The sequence below is a fragment of the Amycolatopsis speibonae genome (assembly GCF_042647925.1).
Taxonomy (GTDB): Bacteria; Actinomycetota; Actinomycetes; order Mycobacteriales; family Pseudonocardiaceae; genus Amycolatopsis; species Amycolatopsis speibonae.
Genome location: NZ_JBHRWK010000002.1, coordinates 118432 through 142295, shown reverse-complemented (window position 1 = coordinate 142295; position 23864 = coordinate 118432). Strand labels below are relative to the sequence as shown.

The following is a 23864-nucleotide window of genomic DNA, read 5'->3' as shown; positions in this document are numbered from 1 at the left end:
CGTCGCCGACGACAGACGAGGTGGCTACCCTCGCGCTCCTACGACGAGCGCGAAGGAGGGACACCGTGTTGTTCGGCGACACCGCGGCCGCGGCGGATCGCCATCGACTACAGCAGCCCGAACGTGGCGAAGGAAATGCACGCCGGGCATCTCCGGTCCACCGTCATCGGTGACGCGATCACGCGGCTGCTGCGGTTCGCCGGGCACGACGTCGTCCCCCACAACCATCTCGGCGATTGGGGTACTCCGTTCGGCATGCTGATCGAGCATCTGCTCGACGAACACCCGTCGGGTCCTTACACGATCGGGGATCTCAACGGCTTCTATCAGGCCGCCCGGTCGAAGTTCGAAACCGGCGGGGACATCGCGACCCGGTCGCGGGAACGTGTGGTGCTCCTTCAAGGCGGCGACGCGGAGACGTTGTCGTTGTGGCGGCATCTGGTGGACGAGTCGACACGGCATTTCACTCAGGTCTACGAGCTTCTCGGGATCGGCCTGTCGAGTGAAGACGTCTACGGCGAGAGCTTCTACGACCCGTTCCTCGCCGCGGTCGTGGACGATCTGACCGCCGCCGGGTTGACCGAGATCAGCGACGGCGCGGTCTGCGTCTTCCCTGACGGTTTCCGTAACCGGGAAGGCGAGCCGCTGCCGCTCATCGTGCGGAAACGGGACGGCGGTTACGGCTACGCGGCCACCGATCTCGCGACCCTGCGGTACTGGACGGGACAACGCGGGGTCACCGATCTGCTCTACGTCGTCGGAGCGCCGCAAGCGCAGCACTTCGCGATGGTGTTCGCCGTCTGCTGGCTCCGCGAGGAACACCGGGCCGAGCACATCGGGTTCGGCTCTGTGCTCGGCGAAGACGGCCATGCCATGAAGACCCGGGCGGGTGCGTCGGTCCGTCTTTCCGACCTGCTCACCGAGGCGGTTTCCCATGCCGCCGAAGTGATCGACGGCCGGGGCGGCCTCTCCCCCGAGGTCAGGGAAGAGGTCGCCAAGGCGATCGGGATCGGCGCGATCAAGTACGCCGACCTTTCCGGCGATCGCGAGCGTGATTACGTGCCCTGGCGCGCTTCCCCGAGGCTGTCGGCGCGGCGACCGCCGGACATCTCCCCCACAAGCTGTGCACTTATCTCTACGAGACCGCTGTCGTGTTCTCACGGTTCTACGAACAGTGCCCGGTGCTGGACGCGGAAAGACCCGGCGTCCGCGCCTCACGCCTGCTGCTGGCCGAACTCACCGCGAAGACGCTGACGCTGGGGCTGTCCCTGCTGGGCATCTCCACTCCGGCCCGGCTATGAGTCGCCGTGGTCGCTGAAGACCTTGCGCTTCAACGGGGGAACGGCCTGGAAGAAGCGGAACATCCCCCGCGCCATCGTGCGGCCCGCGCGGTTTTCCGACACGAACTGGCGGGCGCTGCGCTCCGAGTCGCGCACAGCCGCGAAGCCGTAGTCCCGCATCCGCTGCTCGTAGGCGGCGATCGCGGTGTGCGTCGCGCCGGTCTCGCGTGCCGCGACGAGGTTGCGGCACAACAGTCGCGCGTCCCGGAGCGCGGTGTTCGCGCCGACGCCGCGGAACGGTGTCATGCTGTGGATCGCGTCACCGAGCAGGGTGATGTTGCTCGTCGGCCACGGCTTGACGGGCTTCGAGGTGAAGATCGGCAGCCGGGACACCGACCCCGCGGGCGAGCCGGCGACCAGTTCCTTGAACGCGGGAGCCCAGCCATCGATCAATTCCAGCACCAGCGTCCTCAGGGATTCACCGTCCAATGAGGACAAGTCATCCGGGTAGCGCCGGTTGTCCGCGGCGAAAGCCCACATGACGTAACTCGAGGTGTTGTCGAACAGGACGGGGTCGTGGTCGGCGGTCTCGTCGTTGACCGACGGGGTGCCCTTCAGCTCATGCGGCGCACTGAACAGCCCCGCCCCGGTCCGCGGCATCGCCATGCTCGGACCGTCGGTGAGCCTGGCGGGCAAGCGTTTGCGGGTCTCTTCGGCCAGCGGATGCTTGCCCGCGATCGCGATGATCCCGGTGTCCACCCGCTCGGCTTCGGGCAGGAACTGTTTGCGCACCCGGGAGTTGGCCCCGTCCGCGCCGATGACCAGGTCGGCCTCGACGGTGCTGCCGTCGGCGAACTCGCAGATGACCACCTCGCCCTCGCGGCGGTAGCCGACGAACTCCTTGCCGTGGCGCAGAACTCCGTCGAGCCCGTCGGACAGCACCTGGTGCAGGCTGATCCGGCTGACCGAGTGGTGGCTCGACGCGGGATCGGGGCTCGACGTGAGTTCACTGTCGATCACCATCAGATCCTTCAACCGCTCGGTCACGAAGGTGAACGGACCGCCCGTGGCGCCGGTGGTCGACAAGAACCGTTCCCAGAGTTCGGGTGGCAGGCATTCGTGCAGGGCGGCCGAGCCGTGCGGGTTGATGTGCACGCGATAGCCCTGCAGCCGCTCGGTCCGGGTGCGGCTGCGTTCGTGGACGGATACGTCGATCCCCGCCTTGCGCAGCCCTTGCGCCAAGCAGAGCCCACCCGTTCCGCCGCCGATGATCGCGATTCTCGTGGTCATGCGATCTCCTCTCTCCGCCGCAACTATCAACCATATGGATAATAAAGTCAACCAAACGTTTGAAAGAGTCAGCGACTAAGGTGACCCCCATGCCCGAAGCCGTCCCGCGCAGTCCTCGCCGCGCTCCCGTCGAACGCCAGCGCGATCCCGAGCGCACCAAGGCACAGCTCTTGGAGGCGGCGAAGGCCGAGTTCGGCGCGAAGGGCTACGCCGCGGCACGCGTCAGCGAGATCGCCGCGAGGGCGGGCGTGAACAAGCAGCTGATCTCGTACTACTTCGGCGGCAAGGAAGGGCTCTACAACGCGCTGACCGCGACGATGTACGACGACTACGTCGCGGCCTCCGACGACTCGACACCGTTCGCGGAGGTGGTCCGGTTCTTCGTCCAGTCCGGGATCCGGGACCACGATCTCGCCAAACTGTTCCTCTGGGAGAACCTGACCGACGGCGCCCCCGACGCGATCGGCGTCGATGGCCAGCGCGGATTCCTCCAGCGCCAGGTGGAGTACGTCCGGGCCCGCCAGGCCGCGGGCGACTTCCCCGCCGACCTCGATCCGGCGTTCCTGCTGGTGATCTTCATGGCCGCGTCCAGTGCCGCGCTGGCATTCCCCCGCGTCGTCCGGGCCGTCTCGGGCCAGGACCCGAACTCGGCCGAATTCGCCGAGGCCTATGGCGAACAGCTGTCGCGGCTCGTCGGCCACCTCGCCGATCCCGGGAAGCGATGACAAGGATCCCGTCTCGCAAAATTCGGGAATCGCTTGAACCTCCGGCGCCTCTCACGCCCTAGTAGGGGCAAGACCCCAGGGGAGGCACCGAGTGGGCACACCAAGAGACGTCGATTTCAGCGAGTACTTCGCCGCGCGCGTGCAGCGCTTCCGGAGGCTCGCCTTCGCGATGTCCGGAGACTGGCACAGCGCCGAAGACCTGGTGCAAGGCATGTTCGTCCAGCTGTATCGGCACTGGCGGCGTGTCCGCCCGGACACGGTCGACGCCTACGCGCGCCGAATCCTGGTGAACGCCTTTCTTACCGGACGGCGGAAACGCGGCCGTGAGCGAGTGACCGCGGAGCCGCCGGAACGCCCCGTGAGGCAGGGCCACGACAGCGACGACCGGATCGACCTCGATCGGGTACTCGGCGACCTGGCCCCTCGCCAGCGCGCGATGGTCGTGCTCCGTTTCCTCGAAGACCTTCCGGTCACCGAGGTGGCCAAGTTGCTCGGCGTCGCCGAAGGCACCGTCAAAAGCCAGACGGCTCGTGGGATCGCAGCCCTGCGCGCCGTCCTGCCCTCCCCTACGACCAAGGAGTGACCATGGATGACCTCGAGGTCCGCTCCGCACTGAACACCTATGTGCTCGAAGCCGAACCTCCGATCGGACTCACCGGAGAAGCGGTGCTCGCCGCCGGCCGGCGGTCGCGACGGCGACGCCTCACGACGGCCGTCGCGGGGGCAGCGCTGGCCGTGGTGGCGGCGATCGGAGCGACCTACGCGATCGCCACTCCTGTGCCGGTCAGCGACGTCGTGGGGTCCACGTGTAAGCCGAAGTCTGCCGTCGAGACTCCGGAGCAGACGAAACTCCGCTTGAGCTGCGTGGTCAGCGCGGCCGTGCGGTCACGGATCGCCCCCGGCAAACGGATCGAGAGGCTCACGATTCCCGGCGAGATCCCGCCCGCGGATCCCTTCCTGCTGATCGCCGATCCGATCGAAGACCAGGGCAGCGGTCGATTCATCTACCACATGGGCGTGCGCGTGAGCGACGAGCACGGCGCGGGGTCGGTGTACGTGAAGCTACTGCCGTTCCCCGGAACCATGGCGTATGACTGCAAAGACGAAAGCACGCCCAAACCGGAGAAGTGCTCGGCGCACCAGTACCCCCGAGGGCTGCTGACGGAGGTCACCTATCGCAACGACAAAGGCCTGGTCCTCCACGCGGCGACTCTCACCACGCCGAAGTACATCCTCATCGTCGCCGCGAACAACAGCGGCGTCCTGACCAAGGGCGACGGGCTCAACGACCCCGTGGACAGTCCGGCGCCCCCGGTGACCGAGGCCGAGGTCCGCGACATGGCGCTGACCGACGGCCTGACCCCGTGACCAGCACACCCGAAACCGCGTGACCGGTCACGTCATGCGTCAACCCAGGTTGATTTCGCCACCACATCTGGCCCTGCTGTCGCCAACTGCACACCAGATGCTGTGAACGGCGATAGCAAAGGTCCCCCGCTCCCCCGAAGGAAAAGCTTGACATTCAGCGGCGAAGGGGGACGAGGTCGTCCGCGTGGACGACCTCGCGCCGCTGTTCGGCGGGAAGGTCGTGGCTGGAGCGCCCGACGAGGTCGGGCAGTTCACCCGAGTCGAAGGCCACGACGCCCCGCGCCACGGTCCGCTGCCGGAGGTCGACCAGGTCGACGACGTCGCCGGCCTGGAAGTCCCCGTCGACACCGGTGATCCCGGCGGCGAGCAGGGAGCGGCGACGGCGGACGACGGCCGCGACCGCGCCGTCGTCGAGGTGCAGTTTCCCGGACGCGCCCGCGGCGTAGCCCAGCCAGAACCGGCGGGCCGAAAGGCGGGAGTCGGCGGCGGCAAACGCGGTGCCGACCTCGGCGGTGGTGAGGGCGCGTGCGGCCTCGGAAGCGGCGGCGAGCAGGACCGGGATCCCGGCGCCGGCGGCGGTGCGGGCCGCGGCGAGCTTCGAGACCATGCCACCGGTGCCGAGCCCCGAGCTCGACATGCCGACAGTGATCCCGTCCACATCGGACTCCCCGGCGACCTCGGCGATCTTGCGGGTCGCGCCGTCACGGGGATCCCCGTCGTACAGACCGTCCACATCGGACAGCAGGACGAGCGCGTCGGCGCCGATCAGGTGAGCCACCAGGGCGGCCAGCCTGTCGTTGTCGCCGAAGCGGATCTCTTCGGTGGCCACGGTGTCGTTCTCGTTGACCACGGGGACCGCGCCGAGGGCCAGCAGCCGGGTGAACGTGTTCTGCGCGTTGCGGTAGTGCGCACGGCGCACGACGTCGTCCGACGTCAGCAGGACCTGGCCCACCGTCAGGGAAAACCGGCCGAACGACTCGGCGTAGGCGTGGGCCAGCGCGAGCTGGCCGACACTGGCCGCGGCCTGCTGGGTGGCGAGGTCACGAGGCCTCTTGCCGAGCGAGAGCGGCGCGAGTCCCGCGCCGATCGCACCCGAGGACACCAGCACGATCTGCGCGCCGCGGGAGACCCGGTCGGCGATCGCGTCCACCAGCGCGTCCAGCCTGGCCACGTCGAGACCGTCGCCGGCGGTCGTCAGCGCGGACGAACCGACCTTGACGACCACGCGTTTCGCGTCGGCGATCGCCGCCCGGGTCGGGCTCACTCGTCGTCCGATTCGTCTTCGACGCCGTCCGGGCCGTCACGGCGGATCCGGCGGGCTTCCTTGCGCTCAGTGGCACCGATCCGGCTGTTGTTCTCCAGCCGCACGTCCGTGCCACGGCCCGACATGTGCACCGCGACCCCGGCCGGGGTCGACGGCTCCCATTCGAACTGGACGTCGCCGATGGTGACCGGGCTCCCCGGTACGGCGCCCTTGCGGGCCAGCGCTTCTTCGACGCCGAGCCGCTGCAACCGGTCCGCGAGGTAGCCGACGGCCTCGTCGTTGCCGAAGGTCGTCTGCCGGATCCACCGCTCGGGGCGGACACCGCGCACGATGAAGGCGCCTTCCTCCTCCGGGTCGATTTCGACGGTGAAGCCCGCGTCGTTGACGGCCATCGGCCGCAGCACGACCTTCTCCGGCTCCGGTTCCGGCTGCTCGGCGCGGTACTTCTCGACCACGGCGGCGAGCGCGTAGGTCAGTTCCTTCAGCCCCTGGCGGGACGCCGTGGAGATCTCGAACACACTGAGCCCGCGGGCTTCCAGTTCCGGGCGGACGAACTCGGCGAGTTCGGCGGCGTCCGGGACGTCGATCTTGTTGAGCACCACCACCCGCGGCCGGTCGGCGAGGTCGCCGCCGAGGCTCGGGGTGTAGCGAGCCAGCTCTTCTTCGAGGGCGTCCATATCGGACAGTGGGTCGCGCCCTGGCTCGAAGGTCGCGCAGTCGATGACGTGCACCAGCACCGCGCACCGCTCGATGTGGCGCAGGAAGTCCAGGCCGAGGCCCTTGCCCTCGCTCGCACCCGGGATCAGGCCCGGCACGTCGGCCATGGTGAACACGGTCGATCCGGCGGTGATCACGCCCAGGTTCGGCACCAGGGTGGTGAACGGGTAGTCGGCGATCTTCGGCTTGGCCGCGGACAGCACCGAGATCAGCGAAGACTTGCCCGCGGACGGGAAGCCCAGCAGGCCGACGTCGGCGACCGAACGCAGCTCCAGGACGAGGTTCCGGCTCTCCCCCGGCTCGCCCAGCAGCGCGAACCCAGGGGCCTTGCGCGTGCTGGAGGCCAGGGACGCGTTGCCGAGGCCCCCACGTCCGCCCTGCGCGGCGACGAAGGTGGCGCCGGAGCCGACCAGGTCGGCCAGGATCTCGCCGTCCTCGGTCATCACCACGGTGCCGGACGGGACGCGCATCTCCAGCGTGTCGCCCGCCGCTCCGGCGCGGTTGCCGCCCTGGCCCATCTTGCCGCTGCCGGCGCGGGCGTGCGGACGGAAGTGGAAGTCGAGCAAGGTGTGCACGTTCGGGTCGACGATCAGCAGGACGTCGCCGCCGTTGCCACCGTTGCCGCCGTCCGGGCCGCCGAGCGGCTTGAACTTCTCGCGGTGCACCGAGGCGCAGCCGTTCCCACCGTCACCGGCGGTCAGATGGATCACCGCGCGGTCCACGAAACGGGACGCCATGACTTGCCTCTATTCACTCGCGAGAAGGGATATACAAAACAAACGAGGGGTGGGCCCGGATATTCCGGCCCACCCCTCGTCAGAGGTTCTAACTCGAAGCCGAAATTCAGGCTTCGGACGGCACGATGTTGACCGTCTTGCGGCCACGCTTCTCGCCGAACTGGACCGCACCGGCGGCCAGCGCGAACAGCGTGTCGTCGCCGCCGCGGCCGACGTTCACGCCGGGGTGGAACTTGGTGCCACGCTGGCGGATCAGGATCTCGCCCGCGTTGACTTCCTGGCCGCCGTAGCGCTTGACGCCCAGTCGCTGCGCGTTCGAATCGCGACCGTTGCGGGAGCTGGACGCACCCTTCTTGTGAGCCATGGCTCAATCCTCTTTCTGACGAAGATCCGGAGAAAGTTCTACTTGGAGATGCCGGTGACCTCGACGCGGGTCAGCTTCTGCCGGTGACCCTGGCGCTTGTGGTAGCCGGTCTTGTTCTTGAACTTGTGGATCCGGATCTTCGGACCCTTGGTCTGCTCGACGACCTTGCCGGTGACCGAAACCTTCGCCAGTGCATCGGCGTCCGTGGTGACGTCGCCACCGTCCACAAAAAGGACCGCGGGGAAGGTGTGCTCGGTACCAGGCTCGCCTTCGAGCTTCTCGACCTCGACGACGTCGCCGACGGCCACCTTGTACTGCTTGCCGCCAGTCTTGACGATCGCGTACGCCGACACGGAAGTCTCCTGCTTACTCGACAACGGGTGGGGGCTTGCGTGACCGGCCCACCGGGAATTCTCGGTGGTCCAGATTCTGCGCAAGGTGCCCGCCTCTAGGTGGCGGGCCGTTCTATAGGTTACGTGGGGTCCCCCGGTGCGATCACACCGGGGTGCCCCACGGTGTTCACTAGCTCTTTTCCGACGCCTCGACCGGCGGACCGGCCGGCCGCGAAGCCGTCCGTCGCGGACGACGGCGGGTGGTGGAGCGACCGGCCGGGGCCGGGACGTCCACCTCGGGTTCGGTCTCTTCCCGAGCCACCGGAACCTCGGGCTCGGAAACCTCTTCCGTCACCACAGCCTCAGGAGCCACCGGAACCTCGGGGGCTTCGGGTGCCGGGCTCGATTCCCGGACAGCGGCGACCTCTTCTTCGCGCGCTGCCGGAGCCTCGTCGTCCGGAGTCGTCACCGGTTCGCCGGCGACCTCGGTCGCGGGTGCCTCGGCGATCGGCTCGGAAACCGGCTCAGCGGCCGCCTCGGCCGCCTGCTCGACGGTCGCGTCGGCGATGGGCTCCGAAGACCCCTCAGCTTCCTTCGACGACTCAGCCGCCTGCGGGGCGTGGCCGTTGAGCGCGGCGCCTTCGACGTTCTCGGTGACCTCGTGCGGGTGCTCGCCCTTGGCCGCCTTGGCGGCGTTGGCGACGGCGTGGACCGCCGAAACCACCGCTTCACGCTGGCCGGAAGCCGGCGGAGCCTCGGTCTTGGCCGCCACGGGCTCGTTCTGCCCCTGGTCTTCGCCCTTACCCCGGCCACGGGACCGGCGGGAGCCCTGCTCCTTGCCGCCCCCGCCACCGCCACTGCCACCACCGTGGCTGTGACCGTTGCCGCCGCCACCGGTGCGCTGCGGCTCGGTCGAGATGACCACACCGCGGCCCTTGCAGTGCTCACACGGCGTCGAGAACGCCTCGATCAGCCCGGTGCCGATCTTCTTGCGGGTCATCTGCACCAGGCCGAGCGAGGTGACCTCGGCGACCTGGTGGCGGGTGCGGTCGCGGCCGAGGCATTCGGTCAGGCGGCGCAGCACCAGCTCGCGGTTGGATTCGAGCACCATGTCGATGAAGTCGATGACGATGATGCCGCCGATGTCCCGGAGCCGGAGCTGGCGGACGATCTCCTCCGCCGACTCCAGGTTGTTCCTGGTCACCGTCTCTTCGAGGTTTCCACCCGATCCGGTGAACTTGCCGGTGTTGACGTCGATGACCGTCATCGCTTCGGTGCGGTCGATGACCAGGTAGCCACCCGAGGGCAGCCAGACCTTGCGGTCCAGCGCCTTGGTGATCTGCTCGTCGATCCGGTGGTCGGCGAAGGCCGAACCGGTGCCCGTGTACCGCTTGACCCGGTCCGCCAGGTCCGGCGCCACGTGCTGCACGTAGTTGTAGATGGTGTCCCAGGCCTTGTCGCCCTGGATCTCCAGCTTGGCGAAGTCCTCGGTGAACAGGTCACGCACGACCTTGACCAGCAGGTCCGGCTCTTCGTAGAGCATGACCGGGGCGCTGTTCTTCTTGCCGCCGTTGCCGGCTTCGGCCTTCTCCTTGATGACTTCCCACTGCGCCGTGAGGCGGCGGACGTCGCGGTCCAGCTCTTCCTCGCTGATGCCCTCGGACGCGGTGCGGATGATCACACCGGCGTCTTCGGGGACGATGCGCTTGAGGATGTCCTTCAGACGGCGGCGCTCGTTCTCCGGGAGCTTCCGGGAGATGCCGGTGGCACCGCCCGCGGGCACGTAGACCAGGAAGCGGCCCGGCAGCGAGATCTGCGTGGTCAGCCGGGCGCCCTTGTGGCCGACCGGGTCCTTGGTGACCTGGACCAGCACGGAGTCGCCGGTGGACAGCGCCTGCTCGATCTTGCGGGCCTTGCCCTCGAGACCGGCGGCGTCCCAGTCGACCTCACCGGCGTAGAGCACGGCGTTGCGGCCGCGGCCGATGTCGATGAAGGCGGCCTCCATCGACGGCAGCACGTTCTGCACGCGGCCGAGGTACACGTTGCCGACGATCGAACCGGTGCCCGACGAGGTCACGAAGTGCTCGCACAGGACGCCGTCCTCGAGCACGCCGATCTGCGTGGAGTCGCCCTTCTCGGCGACGACCATGGTGCGCTCGACCGACTCGCGGCGGGCGAGGAACTCGGCCTCGGACAGGATCGGCGCACGACGGCGGCCCGCCTCGCGGCCGTCCCGGCGGCGCTGGCGCTTGGCTTCGAGCCTGGTCGAGCCGCGCACGCTGCGGACCTCGTCGCGCGCGGGGCGCTCGGTCTCGGCGGCCTTGGCCTGCCGCACGTGGGTGACCGTGTTGGGCGGGTCGTCGCTGGTGGCCTCGGCGTTGTCGTCGTCCCCGCCCTTGCGGCGACGACGGCGACGGCGGCGCTTGCTGCCGTTGTCGGAATCGGCGTCGTTGTCCGAATCGGACTCGACTGAATCAGACGCGGCGGACGCCTCTTCGGCGTTCTCGGCGCCGGCCTCTTCGGCCTCGGTGTCCTTGTCCTTCGCGCGCTGCTGACGGCCACGCGGGGCTCGCGGCTCCTCGGGCTGCTCGTCGTCGTTCTCGGACTCGGCCGAGTTCTCGTCGCCGCCCTTGCCCCGGCCACGGCCACGGCGGCCGCGACGACGACGGCGACGGCCGTTGGCGTCGTCACCGTCCTCGTCGATGCCGTGGCCTTCGGCCTGCTCGTCCTGCGTCTCGTCCTCGTCGGCGACGGGCTCTTCGACCGGGGTGAAGGCCGGCTCCGGCTTGCGGGTGGGCTTCGCCACGACGGGCTCCGGCGGCAGGAACACCGGCGACGGCGCCGCGAACACCGGGACGTGCACGGCGGCCTTCGCGGGCCTGGTGCTCCGGTGCGGCGGCTCCGGGCTCACCGGGGCGGCCAGCGCGGGCGGCACACGCCGCGAAGGCGCCTCGACCTGCGGAGCGGGCTCCGGCTCGGCCTCGGGCTCCGGCTTGACCTCGGCCTTGGGGGCCTTCGGGGTCTCGACGACGGGAGCTTCGACCGCCGGGGCCGCTTCGGCGGCTTCGGTGGTTTCGGGCTCGTCTCCGCCGGTGAGGGCTTCGGCGAGCTTGAGGGCCACATCGCGGGTGACGCTGGACTGCGCGCTGCGGACGGTCTCGCCGAGCTCACCGAGCTTGGCCATCAGTTCACGGCTGTTGGATCCCAGGAGCTTCGCCAGGGCGTGCACCCGGATCCGGGGAGGCAGTTCGGCCAGCTGGCCTGCGATGGGTGTGGCGGTATTCCCGCCGGTGACGGCGGGTGAGTCCGCGTTCGACATATATCTCCTCCGCCCCCGGGCGCGTCGGCTGGCTCACACCGGCTCGACGCGGCCGCGCAGGGGCCCCTTTCTGTTCGTTCCGCCGTGGTGGTCACCAGCAGCGGGAATCCTTGCCCGGCACCGCGACGGCGCCGGGATGGTCCGGGCGCCGCGTACGGCTGAAGGTCTGCTCGGCGGAGCGCTGGCCACGTTCGCGACATCGGGCCGCCCGCCACGTCGTCGAGCCGCATGCAGCGGCGACGCGTGTGGAGGATGTGCAGCACACCACCGGGCCCCAAGACCGCGAGCGCCACCTCTCACGTGTGCCCGTCGGCCAGCGGCCACCGCGAGTATCCCACACCCTTGTCCCACTCCGGTGTACTCGGTGCCACAGACCTGACTCCCGGGCGCGCCGCGGCCACCGGCCGAGCGAACTTCGCGGGAGAGCTTGTCGACCCGGCCGAGGGTGGCTAGCGTGCCGCTCGGGGGTCCCGAAACCCAGCCCAGCCCAGGCCGCGGTGCCCCCGTCGTCCTCTGTTCTCCGGTGGGAGGTCCGGTGTCCCTGCTGGGGCAGTCCCTGCGAGCGGCCGTTTGCGCCTTCATGGTGCTCTGCGGCTCGGTCGCCGCTGTCGCGACGGCCGAGGCCGAGGCCGAGGCCTCGTGTCATCCCGAAGGCCGGGCCTTGCGCTACGTCGTCGCCTTCGACCGGGGCACTTCCGAGGCCGAAGCCAGGGCGGCCGTCGCCGGTGGCTGCGGCAGCACGACGACCTACTACCCGCAGATCGCGGTGGCCGTGGCGACCTCGGCCGAGGAGGACTTCGCCGAACTGGTCCGGCCCGCCGCCGCGTTCAGCGCGCAGGCGGAACGGCTGGCGGTGCAGCGGGCCAACGGCACGCCATCCACCAGGACGCCGTCCACCAGGACCCCAGCCGCCAAGACCGCGCCCGCGCGCGCCGGAATCGAGCCGACGGATCCGGCGAAGGTGCCCTCCGCCGACCGCACCGACGAGCAGTGGGACATGCGCGCGATCGGCGCCGACAAGGCGCACGTGATCGAGCCGGGCAGTCCGGACGTCGTCGTCGGCGTCCTCGACTCCGGCATCGACGCCACCCACCCCGAGCTGAAGACCGCCCTCGACCCCGGCAAGTCGGCGGGTTGCCTGACCGGCGCCCCCGACCGGAACTGGGCCGCGACGACGTCGGTGCACGGCACGCATGTGGCGGGGATCATCGCCGCGGCCGACGACGGCAAGGGCATCACCGGAGTGGCGCCCGGGGTGCGGGTCGCCTCGGTGAAGGTGATCGACGACCGCGGGTACGCCGACCCGGAGGCCGCCGTCTGCGGCCTGATGTGGGCCGTTTCACAGGGCATGGCCGTGACGAACAGCAGTTACTTCGTCGATCCGTGGTCACTCTCGTGCGCGCACGACGACGAGCGGGGTGTGGTGAACGAGGTCATGGCGCGGGCCGTCGAGTACGCGACCTCGGAGGGCACGCTCAACGTCGCGGCGGCGACCAACGAAGCCGTCGGGCTCGCCCCGTCGCCGCGGTCAGGCTCCCGGACCCAGGCCGAAGGCTGTCAGGCGCTGCCCGCCGGCCTGCGGGACGTCGTCGCGGTGTCGTCCGTGAGCGCGGAGCGGGTCAAGGCCGGCTACAGCTCGTACGGGCTGGGTGTGATCGACGTGACCGCTCCCGGCGGCGAAGCCGGGCAGTGCGTGCTTTCGACCGTTCCCGGCGGGTACGCGCCGCTGTGCGGGACGTCGATGGCGGCGCCGCACGTCGCCGGTGTCGCGGCGTTGCTCGCTTCGAAACATCCCGGTTACGGCGCCCGGCAGCTGAAACGGACGCTGGACGCCCAGGCGGCACCGATCGCCTGCCCCGCCGACTACGACCTGACCGGCGACGGCACGCAGGACGCGTACTGCACCGGGTACGCGGGGTTCAACGGCTTCTACGGGCACGGGATGGTCGACGCGCTGGCCGCGGTGGCGCCCCGGCGAGCGAGTTCGAATCCGGCCCGATGACCCCCTGACTTCCCGCGTTTCGTCCTCTGAATGCGAGAAATGGTCAGCGCAGCAGGAGTTTGCCGAACCGCTTCGACGCCCCGTAGATGCCGATCGCCGCCAGCGCCAGCAGGTACCCGATGTTCCCGGCCATGCTCCACGACAGCACGCCGACCGAGAGGCCGCGCATCAGCTCGATCCCGTGGTACAGCGGGAAGATCCGCACGATCCACTGGATCGCCTCGGGGTAGACCGAAAGCGGGTAGAAGGTCGTGGAGAACAGGAACAGCGGCATCAGCACGAGGTTGATGTAGTCGAACTGCGACACCGACCGCAGGAAGGTCACCAGCACGATGCCGACGGCCGAGAACGCCATCGCGATCAGCAGCGCCGCCGGGATCATCAGCACGGCCCACCACGACCCGGGCAACCCCATCGCCGTCATCACGCCGAGGAAGGTCACCGAGTAGATCCCGCCGCGCAGCACCGACCAGCCGACCTCGCCGAGCGCGATGTCCAGCGGCCCGATCGGGGTGGCGAGCATGGCGTCGTACAGCTTCGCGTACTTCAACTTGAAGAACAGGTTGTACGTCGAATCGAGGATCGCGCCGTTCATCGCCGACGCCGCGAGCAGACCGGGCGCGACGAAGGCGACGTAGCTCATCGCCTGGCCGCCGGGGCCGACGACCTCTCCGACGAGTTTGCCGAAGCCCAGCTGGAAGGCCATCAGGTAGAACAGCGGCTCGAAGGCGCCGGACACGAACAGCATCCAGAAGTGCGAGTACGTCAGGAACGTGCGTTCCAGCACCGCTTTCGACCGGCCGCTGTACATCGACGGCGGCAGGACGCGCAGCAGCACGCCACGCTTCGGCTTACCGCTTCGCAACGTCTCGGTGAGCACTGCCATTTCAGACCACCAGCCGTCGGTAGAAGTACTTGTGGGCCAGCGCCCAGCCCGCCCCGGCCAGCACGACCAGGAAGGCGAGGTGGCCCAGCGTGGCGAGCGGTCCGACGGTGCCGAGGCTGACCGCCCTGGCGGCCTCGTTCCCGTGCCACAGCGGGGAAAGCCAAGCGATCCACATCAGTGGGACCGGCAGCTCGGTGATCGGGAAGAACGTTCCGGAGAACAACGTCATCGGGATCAGGACGAACCTGAACACCAGGCCGAACCGGGCGCCTTCGTCGTAGGTGGTCGCGGCGAGCGCCATCACCGGGGTGCCGCAGGCGATGCCGGTGAGCGTCCCGATCAGGATGACCACGAGCACGCCGAAGCTCGTCCAGGAGCCGAAGAAGGCCGCGATGACGGCGTAGATCGTGCCGGCGAGGGTCAGCCGGAGACTCACCCACAGGATCTGGCTGCCGAGCACCTGTCCCGGGGTGATCGGGGTGGCGGTGACGGCGACGTAGTCCTGCTGCCATTTGAAACCCGACAGCACCGGATAGCTCGATTCCCCCACCGCCAGTTGCGCCGCGCCGGCGAGGAGCAGGGCGGGGGCGACGTACTCGAGGTACGAGAACCCGCCCGTCGCCGCGCCGGCCTGGACCTGGGAGCCGAACCCGAGCCCCATCGCGGCCAGGAACAGCACCGGCTGCAGGCCCGTCGAATACAAGGTGGACACCCAGTACCGGCGATACCACATCCAATGGCCTTCGACCCGTAACCAGGCTCCCGCCCAGCGCGAGACCACGCGGCCTGTCGACGCCTTCGTCTGCGCTGTGGTCATCAGTCCACCAGCGTCCGGCCGGTGAGGCGGAGGAAGACGTCTTCCAGTGAACTCCGGCGGACCAGGCTCGACAGCGGACGCAGCCCGCGCGCGTGCGCCTGTTCGAGGGTGGCCTCGCCGGTCATCGTGTAGAGCAGGACCCGGTCCGGCAGCACCTCGACACGTTCGGCGAGGCCCTCGATCTGCTTCGCGGCCGCTTCCTGCTCGCCGTTCGGGAAGCGCAGTTCCACGACCTCGCGGGTGGAGTACCGGCTGATCAGGTCCGCGGGCGGGCCTTCGGCGGCGATGCGGCCGTTGTCCATCACGACCAGCCTGTCGCAGAGTTGCTCGGCCTCGTCCATGTAGTGGGTGGTGATGATCAGCGTGGTCCCACCCGCTTTGAGCCGGAACAGCCTGTCCCACAACAGGTGGCGGGCCTGCGGGTCCAGCCCCGTGGTCGGCTCGTCGAGCAGGAGCAGCTCGGGGTCGTTGACCAGGGACCGCGCGATGGTCAGCCGCCGCTTCATCCCGCCGGAGAGCGATTCGACCTCCGCGTTCGCCCTGTCGGTGAGCTGGGCGAACTCCATCAGCTCCTCGGCCTTGCTCCGCACGTGCGCGCGGGAGAGCCCGAAGTAGCGGCCGTAGATCTGCAGGTTCTGCCGGACGGTGAGCTCAGCGTCCAGGTTGTCCTGCTGCGGCACGACCCCGAGCCGGGCGCGGATCTTCGGCCCCTCGACGTCCGGGTCCATGCCGAGGACCCGCAGGTCACCGTCGGTGCGCGGGGACACGCTCGCGATCATCCGCATGGTGGAGGACTTGCCGGCGCCGTTGGGCCCGAGGAAGCCGAAGGCCTCCCCCGGGCGGACCTCGACATCGATACCACGTACGGCCTCGAAGTCGCCGAAACGCTTGACCAACGCCTTCGCCTGCACCATCGCCGGTTCGTGCTCTGAGTCACCCACGGTAGGCACCCTAGAACCTGCCACCGACAAAATTCGACCGGTTTAAGCGCACCCTTGTTGGACGCTCCCGGCTCGTCGATACTCACCGACCATGAGTCTCAAGCCCAGAATCGCCCTGTTGTCCGTTTTTGTCAGCGCCGGGCTCCTGGTGGCGCCCGCCGCGCAGGCCGTCGAGAACACCGCGGCAGGGACCGCTGTGGACGGCCGGACCGTCGACCCGCGGCCGTCCACCGCCAAGCTGGCCTTCGAACTGCACAAGCTGGCCCTGCTCAGCCACGGCGAGATCCGGGTGGACAAGATCGGCCGCAGCAACGAGGGACGCCCGGTCTGGGCGGCCAGGGTCGGCCACGGCAAGACGCGGATCCAATACGTCACCCAGCAGCACGGCGACGAGCCGCTCGGCACCCCGGCCGCGCTCGAGTTCCTGCGCGAGGTCGGCGTCGGGCACAGCCCGTGGGCGCGGAAGCTGCTCTCGAAGGTGACCGTCGACATCGTCGTACGTGCCAACCCCGACGGGAACGAGCACGACTGGCGCTACAACTTCGACCCCGGCGCCACTCCCGAGTACGGCGAGAAGGGCAAGGGGTACGACATCAACCGCTACCACGACCCGGCCGTGGCGCCGAAGGACAACCCGGCCACCGAGGCTGGCCTGATCCAGCGGCGGAACGCGTCGTTCAAGCCGGACATCATGGTCGACTACCACATGCAGGGCCGGTACCGGGACGCCGACGGCAAGGAGATCACCGCTTCGACGCTGTGGCCGACGAACGCGGGCGTCAAACCGTCCGATGTGGACTTCGCGAAGCAGATCGCGGTCGTGGTGCGGCGGTCGATCGACGGCAACGGCGGCTACGTCTCGCAGTACCCCGGCGGTGACTACCAGGGCATCGCGCGCAACGGGTACGGGCTGCTCGGCAACGGCAGCGTGCTGATCGAGCTCAGCCTCATCCCGGAGCGGGAACAGCAGCAGATCCAGGACGCGCTGGCCTCGATGCTGGCGATCGCGCGGAGCGCGGCCGACGGTTCGGTGCGGAAGGTGGATCCGGCCGCCGCGGACGCGATCCCGCCGCGGGGTCCGGCGCTGCCCGGCTCGGGCGAAGAGGCGCACGAAGCCGCCTGACGCTCGTGGGCTGAAGGGACCTTCGGTACAGGGGGTCGTGAGTGGTGTGTCGTTGAGGTGTGCGCCGAATGTGGCATTGGGGACGGTGAGTGTCCCCAATGCCACATCGGGGGCATCTGGGGTTCGGTGACTCTGAAGGGCCCCTTCAGGACATTCCGCGTCGAGGCTCAGGCACCGGAACTCTTGCGGACGTGACGCGAAGGGGACCTTCCCCGCAGGCGATGCGACGAAAGCCCCCTTCACCCGACCGGCAAGACACCTTCGCCTTACCTCTCAATAGAACCCGAATTCCACTCACGACCACCCGACCGATGCGGGAGCGGACCGTTCATTGCACTAGCGGACGGTGACCGACAGGCTCTTCGTCACGCCGTTCACGGTGACCGAAAGGTTCGCCACGCCCGGCCGCAACGCGCTCAGCACCCCTGTCGCCGGGTCGAAGGACGCGACGTCCCATGGCATCGCGGGCAGGAACCCCTCGGCGACGTGCGTGCCCCAGCCGCCCTTCCAGTCCGCGCTGACCGGGTACGAGACCGGCACCTGACGCGTGCCCTGCGTCACCACGGCCCGGATGTCCGCCTTCTGGCCACGGGCCAGCGACGCGGGCCCGGACAGTGTCAGGGAATCGACGTTCGGCCGCGTCTCGAACCGCACCGGCTGCGCCGTGTCCCCCGGCTCGAACCGGACCATCGTCCAGCCGACGAACCCGCCGTCGCCGGGAGCCGCCGCGGGCGACTTCCCGGAGTTGCCGTTCACCAGGTACGGCACGCCGTCGACGCGCGACAGGCTGAACACGCCCGCGTGCGAAGCGATCGCGGCCGCCTGCTTCCCCGATTCGCGTTCGAAGGCGGTCAGCCAGCCGGTCAGCATGGCGGCTTCCTTGCGGTCGGCCAGCTGCGAGTTCCCGGTGGGGCTCGGATCCTTGACCGGATGGTGCATCGCGACGACCACGCCGCGGATCCGCCTGTCCGCCTTCGCGCCGTCCAGTGCCTCGCGCAGCATCCGGATCTGGTCGAACCCGCCCGCGCGCAGCGAACCGCGCGAGGAATCCATCAGCACCAGCCTGATCCCGGCGACGTCGGCGACGCGATGGGTCTGTCCGAACGCCGCCTGGAACTCCGAAATCCCGTGTCCGCCGTCGGCCTCGTGGTTGCCCGGCACGTAGTACCAGGGCGCCTTGCCGACGAGCTCTTCGTCGATGATCGAGCGAGCCAGCACGAAATCGGCGGCCGTGCCGCGGTCGACGAAGTCGCCGTTGATCAGCACGAGATCCGGTTTCGCCGCCACCGCCTCGCGCAGCGAGCGCCGGGCCTGGGCGACCAGCGGGCCGTTCGGGTCGTCGGCGGTGAACTGCGCGTCGCTGACCACGGCGATCCGCAGTCCGCCGGTCGCGACGCCGTCGGTGATCATCGCCGGGTCACGCGGCGCCGGATCGGCGGGGACGGCTGCCGCGGGCGCGACCTCGAAGGTGAGGTCGTCGAACACCAGCCGTCCTTCGTACTGCTGGTCCGGGACGTTCTCGACGGCGTAGAACTTCGTCAGCCGCTGCCCGTCGGGGAGCCCGGCCGGGACCGCCGCGCGGACGTAGCGCCAGCCCGTCCAGTCGACGCTCAGCGACAGGTCCACAATGGACGGAACGTTGGCGGCGTCGCGGAGTTCCGCCCGCAGCCAGGCGCCCTTCGCGTCGCCGTTGACCCACAGTCCGACGCGCTGGGTGCCGGGCGGCACCGCGATCGGCGCCGCCGAGTTGACGTAGGCCGCGCGCGTGGCGTTGGTCCCGTTCAGCCGGTAGTCCAGCGCGAGACCGCGTCCGCCGTTACGGCCGGGCGCCTCGGAAAGCGCGGCGCCGACGACGGCGGGGAAGACACTGGCGGACCAGCCCGCCGGGCCGTCCAAGGACGCCGCCACCCGGGATTCCGTACCGACGGACGCCGCCAGATGCGTCACCTTCCCGCCGGCGGTGGCTGTGATCGCCGAAGCGCCCGACGCCTTCAGCGCGGTGACCGCGAACCCGTCATCGGACGGCTCGATCCGCACCACCGCGGGGTCGTAGTCGAGTTTGACGTCGTCCGGCTCGATCCACGTGCCGTAGCCGTCGGCGTCGTAGCCGAGCACCTTGAAGGTGCTCTTCGCGCCTTCGCCGGACAACGCGACCTGTTCGGTGCTGGTGCCCAGCCGGACCGGTGAGCCGAGGACGTTCAGCGTCGACTTGCCGAGGACGCCGCCGCGCTTCGCCAGGACGTCGACGTTCGCGGGCGCGTCCGGCCGGAACCGGTCGGCGTGCGCGGTGAAGACACCGTTCGTCACGGTGCCGCGGAAGGGATTGGTGCTGAGCCACTGGGCCTTGCCGTCGACGGCGGCACCGGTCTCGTCGTGGCCTCCGGCGGCGAGTTTCCGCGTCAGCCCGGAAAGCACGCGCGTCGCGTCGGCGGTGTCCTGCGCGGGACGGGGCGAGAAGCCGGTCAGGCGGCCGCTGCCGGGTATGGTGGCGACGCCGATCCCGTTGGGCACCAGGCGTTCCCCGCCGTCCGACGGCGAGTTGCGCACCAGCGGCGCCTGCTCGCCCTCCTCGCGGGCGAGGAGGGTCGAGGAACCGCCGCCGTCGAGGTTGATGGCGTCGTCCGCGCCGAGCGACTTCAGGTGCCGGGCGAGTTCCAGTTCGGTCATGCCGCGGCTGTCCGCCTGGCGGCCGTCGACCGTGGCCAGCCACATCTTCGTGCCGTCGGCGGAGAAGCCGACCGCGGTCCGGGGGTGCATGGCGACGTTGTCGACCGGCTGGATCGCGCCGTCGCGCAGCAGGACGACGTTGCCGCCGACCGAGACGGACAGCTTCCCGGCGTCGCTCTTCGGCGCGTACGCGACACCCACCCGGTCGCCGGTCTTCAAGCCGGACAACGTGTCCACGCCGCCGTCACGGGCGAGCAGGATCGTGCTCCCGGCGGCGATCGGGCCGTCCGCGGGCTGGGGCCGGACCTGCGTGACGACCCCGTCGCGGAGTTCGATCTCGACGACTCGCTGGGCTCCGGCGACCGAAGTCCGACGCGAAGCCGCGCCCCACAGCGGGGTGTAGACGCCGATCGCGGCGCCGCTCAGCACGGGGCTGTTGAAGTTCGACGCGGGCACGACCTTGCCATCGGGCAAGGTGACCGACGCGTCGAGGAACACCTCCGCGAGGCGCGCCTTGCCTCCTTCGGTGATCGACGCGGTCAGGTTGTGGCCGCGCGCGGGCGCCGTCTGGAGTTTCCCGGCGTCGACACCGACGCCGATCGGCGCGCCACTGGCGTTGATGTCGAAGAAGTCCCCGTTGACCCCGGCGACCGCGCCCGCCCTGGTGATCTGCTGCGAAAGCGGTGTCCGCGCGGAAACCGTGCCAGGGCTGAGATACGTCGGCTTGAGCGTCTTGCTGGTGAGGTCGACGGCGAGGGTGTCGCCGCGGATCCAGCCCGCCGGGTCGTACCGGTCGAACTCGGTGAGGCTCAGTCCCGGCGCCACGCGCGAAGTGGCGCTGGTGGTGACGAGACCGTCGTCGGGCGCGGCCACGGCGTACGCGGACGGGCCCTCCTTCGCCGACGAGGCCGCGGGGGCGGCTTCGACGGGCGCCGGACCGAGCGGAGCGGTCAGCGGGTCGGCGTACGCCGGGGTGGCGACGAACGATCCGGGTAGCAGGGCAGCGAGCAACAACAGACGTGATCTTCTCACGGATTACCCCACGATCGAGTGACAGGCGGCTCAGCTCAGCACAGCGGACGCGAACCGCCAGGAGAAGACCCCGGGGTGAACGTGAACCGAACGGCGTAGGGCGCCGAAGCTCAGGGAGTGAAAGGCCCGGCGAGGAAAGTCTTCGCCGCCGCGACGTCGCCGGTGATCTCGAGGCCCGACTCGGCGAGCTCGACCCGTTGCCACAGCAGCAAGTCCAGCCCTTCCGCGGGCCCTTCGACGACGGCGCCGGACGCCTCGGAGGGATCTGCCTGCCGCGAGCCGGGAACGTCGTTTTCGCCCGGCGGTGTGATCAACCAGGCGTGTCCGGTGTCGGATGTCTTCAGCAGCAACGGAACGGTGACCGCGGGCGGGGTGTGCCAGCGTTTCACCTTCGGCAGCATGCCGATGAGGACCTCGTCCGCGCCATCGGCGGCGACGGCCGGGTCGAGGGTGTACTTGGTCCCTGCCGCGCGATGCGCGTCGAGCAGATGCACCGCGGTCTCGTGGACCTGGCGGCGGAACCAGAAAGCCTTGAGCTTGGGGGCGGCGGTGAAGTTCCAGGCGCTGTCTTCCGGCGAAGCCTCGCGCATCGCCTCGACGAGGCCGTCCGCGCATTCGGCGTACCAGGCGGCGAGATCCGCGCCCGGTTCGACGGCGAAGTCCTGCGGGGCGGGTTCGCCGGTCCGGGCGATCTCCGTCGCCCAGCGGTGGACGTTGCCGAGGTGGACGATCAGGTCACGCAGCCGCCAGTCGCCGCAGCACGGCACGGGCGCCTCGTGGTCACCGGTGCGCACGACCTGCGCGAAGCCGGTGGTGAGGTCTCTCAGTCGTGCCAGGTACTCGTCCGGTGTCATCACGGCCCCCGATTCGTGGACGGCACGGCGATCCCGCGCCGTCCACGAGTCTGTCAGACCTCGGGGAACCAGAGCTTGAGCTCACGCTCGGCCGACTCCGGCGAGTCCGAACCGTGCACCAGGTTGTACTGGGTCTCCAGGGCGAAGTCGCCGCGCAGGGTGCCCGGGGTGGCCTTCTCGACCGGGTCGGTGCCGCCGGCGAGCTGGCGGAAGGCGGCGATGGCGCGCGGGCCCTCGACGGCGATCGCGACCAGCGGGCCCGAGGTGATGAACTCGAGGAGGTCGCCGAAGAACGGGCGCTCCTTGTGCTCGGCGTAGTGCTCCTCGGCGACCGAGCGCTCGACGGTGCGCAGTTCGAGGGCGGTGAGCTTCAGGCCCTTGCGCTCGATGCGAGCGATGATCTCGCCGACGAGGCCGCGCGCGACGCCATCGGGCTTGACGAGGACCAGCGTGCGTTCAGTCACGGCGGTATTTCTCCTTGGGTGGGTTTCGTGCTATTCGCCCGGAGCCTACTGGGTGCTTCGTCACTCACTTCACGTCGGACCGCTCAGCGTTGGGGCTGCAGGGTCTTCGACCACAGCGAAGCGCCCGTGGCGTCCCGTAGATCGACCGTGAGCGTGCCGCTGCGTCCGTCGATGTTCACCTCGCCGAAGTGCTGGAAGCCATCGGCGGGCGAGGTGTTCGCGGCGGGCGGCGCGTGCACGAACACCGCTTCCGGCCCGAAGGTCTCATCGAGCGTGTTCGGGCCGAACGCGCCGGCGTTGAGCGGACCGGAGACGAACTCCCAGAACGGGTCGAAGTCGGTGAAGGAAGCGCGATCCGGCGAGTAGTGGTGCGCCGCGGTGTAGTGCACGTCGGCGGTCAGCCAGACGACGTTGCGCACCCGGCGCCGCGAGATCTCCCGCAGCACCCACGCGAGTTCGGTTTCGCGGCCGCCGGGCGCGCCGGGCAGGCCGTTCGCGACGCCCTCGATGCCCTTGCCGTCCGGGACGGTGAGGCCGATCGGGAGGTCGGCCTGGACGATCTTCCAGGTGGCCGTACTGCGGTCCAGCGCGTCGACGAGCCAGCGCGCCTGCCGGTCGCCGAGGATGCGGCCCGGTTGGGTCTGGTCCGCGGTGTTGGCGTCCTTGTAGGTCCGCATGTCCAGCACGAAGACCTCGGCGCGGGAGCCGTGCCGGAAGTTGCGGTGGACGCGGCCGTCGACGGCCTGGCGCCGGTCGATCGGGTGCCATTCGTGGAACGCCTGGAACGCCCGCGCGGCGAGCACGTCGACGCGCTTCTCGGTGTATTCGGGGCGGTCGTTGAGGATCTCGCCCGGGTACCAGTTGTTGACTACTTCATGATCGTCCCACTGGACGTAGGCGGGCACGTTCGCGGTGAAGCGCTTGAGGTTGTCGTCGAGGAGGTTGTAGGCGAACTGGCCGCGGTACTCGTCGAGTGTCTCGGCGACCTTCGACTTCTCCGGGGTGACGATGTTGCGCCACACGCGTCCGCCCGGCAGCGCGACGGTCTCGGTGAGCGGCGCGTCGGCGTACACCGTGTCCCCGCAGTGGAGGAACAGATCCGGGCGGCGGTCGGCCATCGCGCGGTAGATGGTCATGCCGCCGCGTTCGGGGTTGATGCCCCAGTTCTGGCCGGCGACGTCGCCGGACCACAGCAGGCGGACGTCCGAGCGGCCGAGCGGGGCGGTGGCGAACCGGCCGGTGACGGCCTCGCTGCGGGTGCGGCCGTCGAGGGATTCGGCGGTCACGCGGTAGTGGACCTCGGTCCCCGGCAGCAGGCCGGCGACGCGGACCTTGCCGGTACCGCCGGTCTCCGGGCTCATCACCGGCCCGCGCACGCGGCGCGAGTGCCGGAACGAGGGGTCCCTGGAGACCTCCACGATCAGCCGCGAAGGCTTGTCGGCGCGCGACCAGACGATGCCGGAGCCGGGGGTGACGTCGCCGGACTGGACACCGTGGGTGAGCACCGGTCGGTCACGGCGGATCAGCGGGACGGGGTTCGCGGTCGCAGTTCCGGGGAGGAGCAGTCCGCCCGCGACGGCCCCGGCGCCGGTGAGACCGGCTTTGAGCAGCGTGCGGCGATTGTGGTGGGAAGCGGTCATGGCGCGGTTCTATCCCGCGGTCACGGCCGGTGGGCCAACGGC

At 69.7% G+C, this 23864-nt stretch carries 18 protein-coding genes and 1 pseudogene; 6 read left to right on the top strand and 13 right to left on the bottom strand.

The window, feature by feature from the left end:
- Positions 1-12: 12 nt before the first annotated feature.
- Positions 13-1301 (top strand): annotated as a pseudogene (gene argS / locus ACFOSH_RS00750) (arginine--tRNA ligase domain-containing protein); the annotation flags it as partial.
- Here argS and ACFOSH_RS00745 read toward each other — a convergent pair.
- Complete coding sequence (locus tag ACFOSH_RS00745; RefSeq protein WP_378236595.1) at positions 1296-2570, bottom strand: FAD-dependent oxidoreductase; 1275 nt, start codon at positions 2568-2570, stop codon at positions 1296-1298. The pseudogene argS and the gene ACFOSH_RS00745 sit on opposite strands and share 6 nt — an antisense overlap.
- 89 nt (positions 2571-2659) lie before the next feature.
- Here ACFOSH_RS00745 and ACFOSH_RS00740 point away from each other — a divergent pair, with 89 nt between their 5' ends.
- From ACFOSH_RS00740 to ACFOSH_RS00730, 3 genes are all read left to right on the top strand, one after another.
- Positions 2660-3295 (top strand): TetR/AcrR family transcriptional regulator, encoded by a 636-nt coding sequence (locus ACFOSH_RS00740; protein ID WP_378236594.1) that lies wholly within the window; start codon positions 2660-2662, stop codon positions 3293-3295.
- 91 nt (positions 3296-3386) lie between these two features.
- Positions 3387-3878: a SigE family RNA polymerase sigma factor gene (locus ACFOSH_RS00735; RefSeq protein WP_378236593.1), complete on the top strand. Its 492-nt coding sequence runs from the start codon at positions 3387-3389 to the stop codon at positions 3876-3878.
- 2 nt (positions 3879-3880) lie between these two features.
- Entirely contained in the window at positions 3881-4663 is a 783-nt protein-coding gene (locus ACFOSH_RS00730) for a hypothetical protein (protein ID WP_378236592.1), read from the top strand.
- Positions 4664-4817: 154 nt separating this feature from the next.
- On the opposite strand, the gene proB is transcribed toward ACFOSH_RS00730, so the two are convergent.
- The 5 genes from proB to ACFOSH_RS00705 form a co-directional block, all read right to left on the bottom strand.
- The gene (gene proB / locus ACFOSH_RS00725; RefSeq protein WP_378236591.1) at positions 4818-5927 is read right to left on the bottom strand and encodes a glutamate 5-kinase; all 1110 of its coding nucleotides are present in this window, start codon (positions 5925-5927) and stop codon (positions 4818-4820) included.
- Entirely contained in the window at positions 5924-7381 is a 1458-nt protein-coding gene (gene obgE / locus ACFOSH_RS00720; protein WP_378236590.1) for a GTPase ObgE, read from the bottom strand. The genes proB and obgE overlap by 4 nt, the downstream gene beginning before the upstream one ends.
- Before the next feature lie 106 nt (positions 7382-7487).
- On the bottom strand, positions 7488-7745 hold the full coding sequence (rpmA, locus tag ACFOSH_RS00715; protein WP_003067129.1) for a 50S ribosomal protein L27: 258 nt from the start codon (positions 7743-7745) through the stop codon (positions 7488-7490).
- 38 nt (positions 7746-7783) lie between these two features.
- Complete coding sequence (gene rplU / locus ACFOSH_RS00710) at positions 7784-8098, bottom strand: 50S ribosomal protein L21 (RefSeq protein ID WP_005158538.1); 315 nt, start codon at positions 8096-8098, stop codon at positions 7784-7786.
- Positions 8099-8267: 169 nt separating this feature from the next.
- Entirely contained in the window at positions 8268-11396 is a 3129-nt protein-coding gene (locus ACFOSH_RS00705) for a translation initiation factor IF-2 N-terminal domain-containing protein (protein ID WP_378236589.1), read from the bottom strand.
- 535 nt (positions 11397-11931) lie between these two features.
- Here ACFOSH_RS00705 and ACFOSH_RS00700 point away from each other — a divergent pair.
- Positions 11932-13398, top strand: a complete 1467-nt coding sequence (locus ACFOSH_RS00700) for a S8 family peptidase (RefSeq protein WP_378236588.1) — start codon at positions 11932-11934, stop codon at positions 13396-13398.
- Positions 13399-13441: 43 nt separating this feature from the next.
- On the opposite strand, the gene ACFOSH_RS00695 is transcribed toward ACFOSH_RS00700, so the two are convergent.
- Genes ACFOSH_RS00695 through ACFOSH_RS00685 form a run of 3 tightly spaced genes read right to left on the bottom strand, consistent with a single transcriptional unit; the run spans position 13442 to position 16015 of the window.
- Entirely contained in the window at positions 13442-14284 is an 843-nt protein-coding gene (locus ACFOSH_RS00695) for an ABC transporter permease (protein ID WP_378236587.1), read from the bottom strand.
- Position 14285: 1 nt separating this feature from the next.
- Complete coding sequence (locus tag ACFOSH_RS00690; protein ID WP_378236586.1) at positions 14286-15101, bottom strand: ABC transporter permease; 816 nt, start codon at positions 15099-15101, stop codon at positions 14286-14288.
- Positions 15101-16015, bottom strand: a complete 915-nt coding sequence (locus ACFOSH_RS00685) for an ABC transporter ATP-binding protein (RefSeq protein WP_378236618.1) — start codon at positions 16013-16015, stop codon at positions 15101-15103. The genes ACFOSH_RS00690 and ACFOSH_RS00685 overlap by 1 nt, the downstream gene beginning before the upstream one ends.
- A 118-nt stretch (positions 16016-16133) precedes the next feature.
- Here ACFOSH_RS00685 and ACFOSH_RS00680 point away from each other — a divergent pair, with 118 nt between their 5' ends.
- On the top strand, positions 16134-17165 hold the full coding sequence (locus tag ACFOSH_RS00680) for a M14 family zinc carboxypeptidase (RefSeq protein ID WP_378236585.1): 1032 nt from the start codon (positions 16134-16136) through the stop codon (positions 17163-17165).
- Positions 17166-17501: 336 nt separating this feature from the next.
- On the opposite strand, the gene ACFOSH_RS00675 is transcribed toward ACFOSH_RS00680, so the two are convergent.
- The 4 genes from ACFOSH_RS00675 to ACFOSH_RS00660 all read right to left on the bottom strand — a co-directional run bounded on the left by ACFOSH_RS00675 (position 17502) and on the right by ACFOSH_RS00660 (position 23822).
- Entirely contained in the window at positions 17502-20846 is a 3345-nt protein-coding gene (locus tag ACFOSH_RS00675; RefSeq protein WP_378236617.1) for a phosphodiester glycosidase family protein, read from the bottom strand.
- 128 nt (positions 20847-20974) lie between these two features.
- Positions 20975-21718 (bottom strand): maleylpyruvate isomerase family mycothiol-dependent enzyme, encoded by a 744-nt coding sequence (locus ACFOSH_RS00670; RefSeq protein WP_378236584.1) that lies wholly within the window; start codon positions 21716-21718, stop codon positions 20975-20977.
- 53 nt (positions 21719-21771) lie between these two features.
- The gene (gene ndk / locus ACFOSH_RS00665; protein WP_378236583.1) at positions 21772-22182 is read right to left on the bottom strand and encodes a nucleoside-diphosphate kinase; all 411 of its coding nucleotides are present in this window, start codon (positions 22180-22182) and stop codon (positions 21772-21774) included.
- Positions 22183-22265: 83 nt separating this feature from the next.
- The gene (locus ACFOSH_RS00660; protein ID WP_378236582.1) at positions 22266-23822 is read right to left on the bottom strand and encodes an alkaline phosphatase D family protein; all 1557 of its coding nucleotides are present in this window, start codon (positions 23820-23822) and stop codon (positions 22266-22268) included.
- Between the last annotated feature and the right edge of the window lie 42 nt (positions 23823-23864).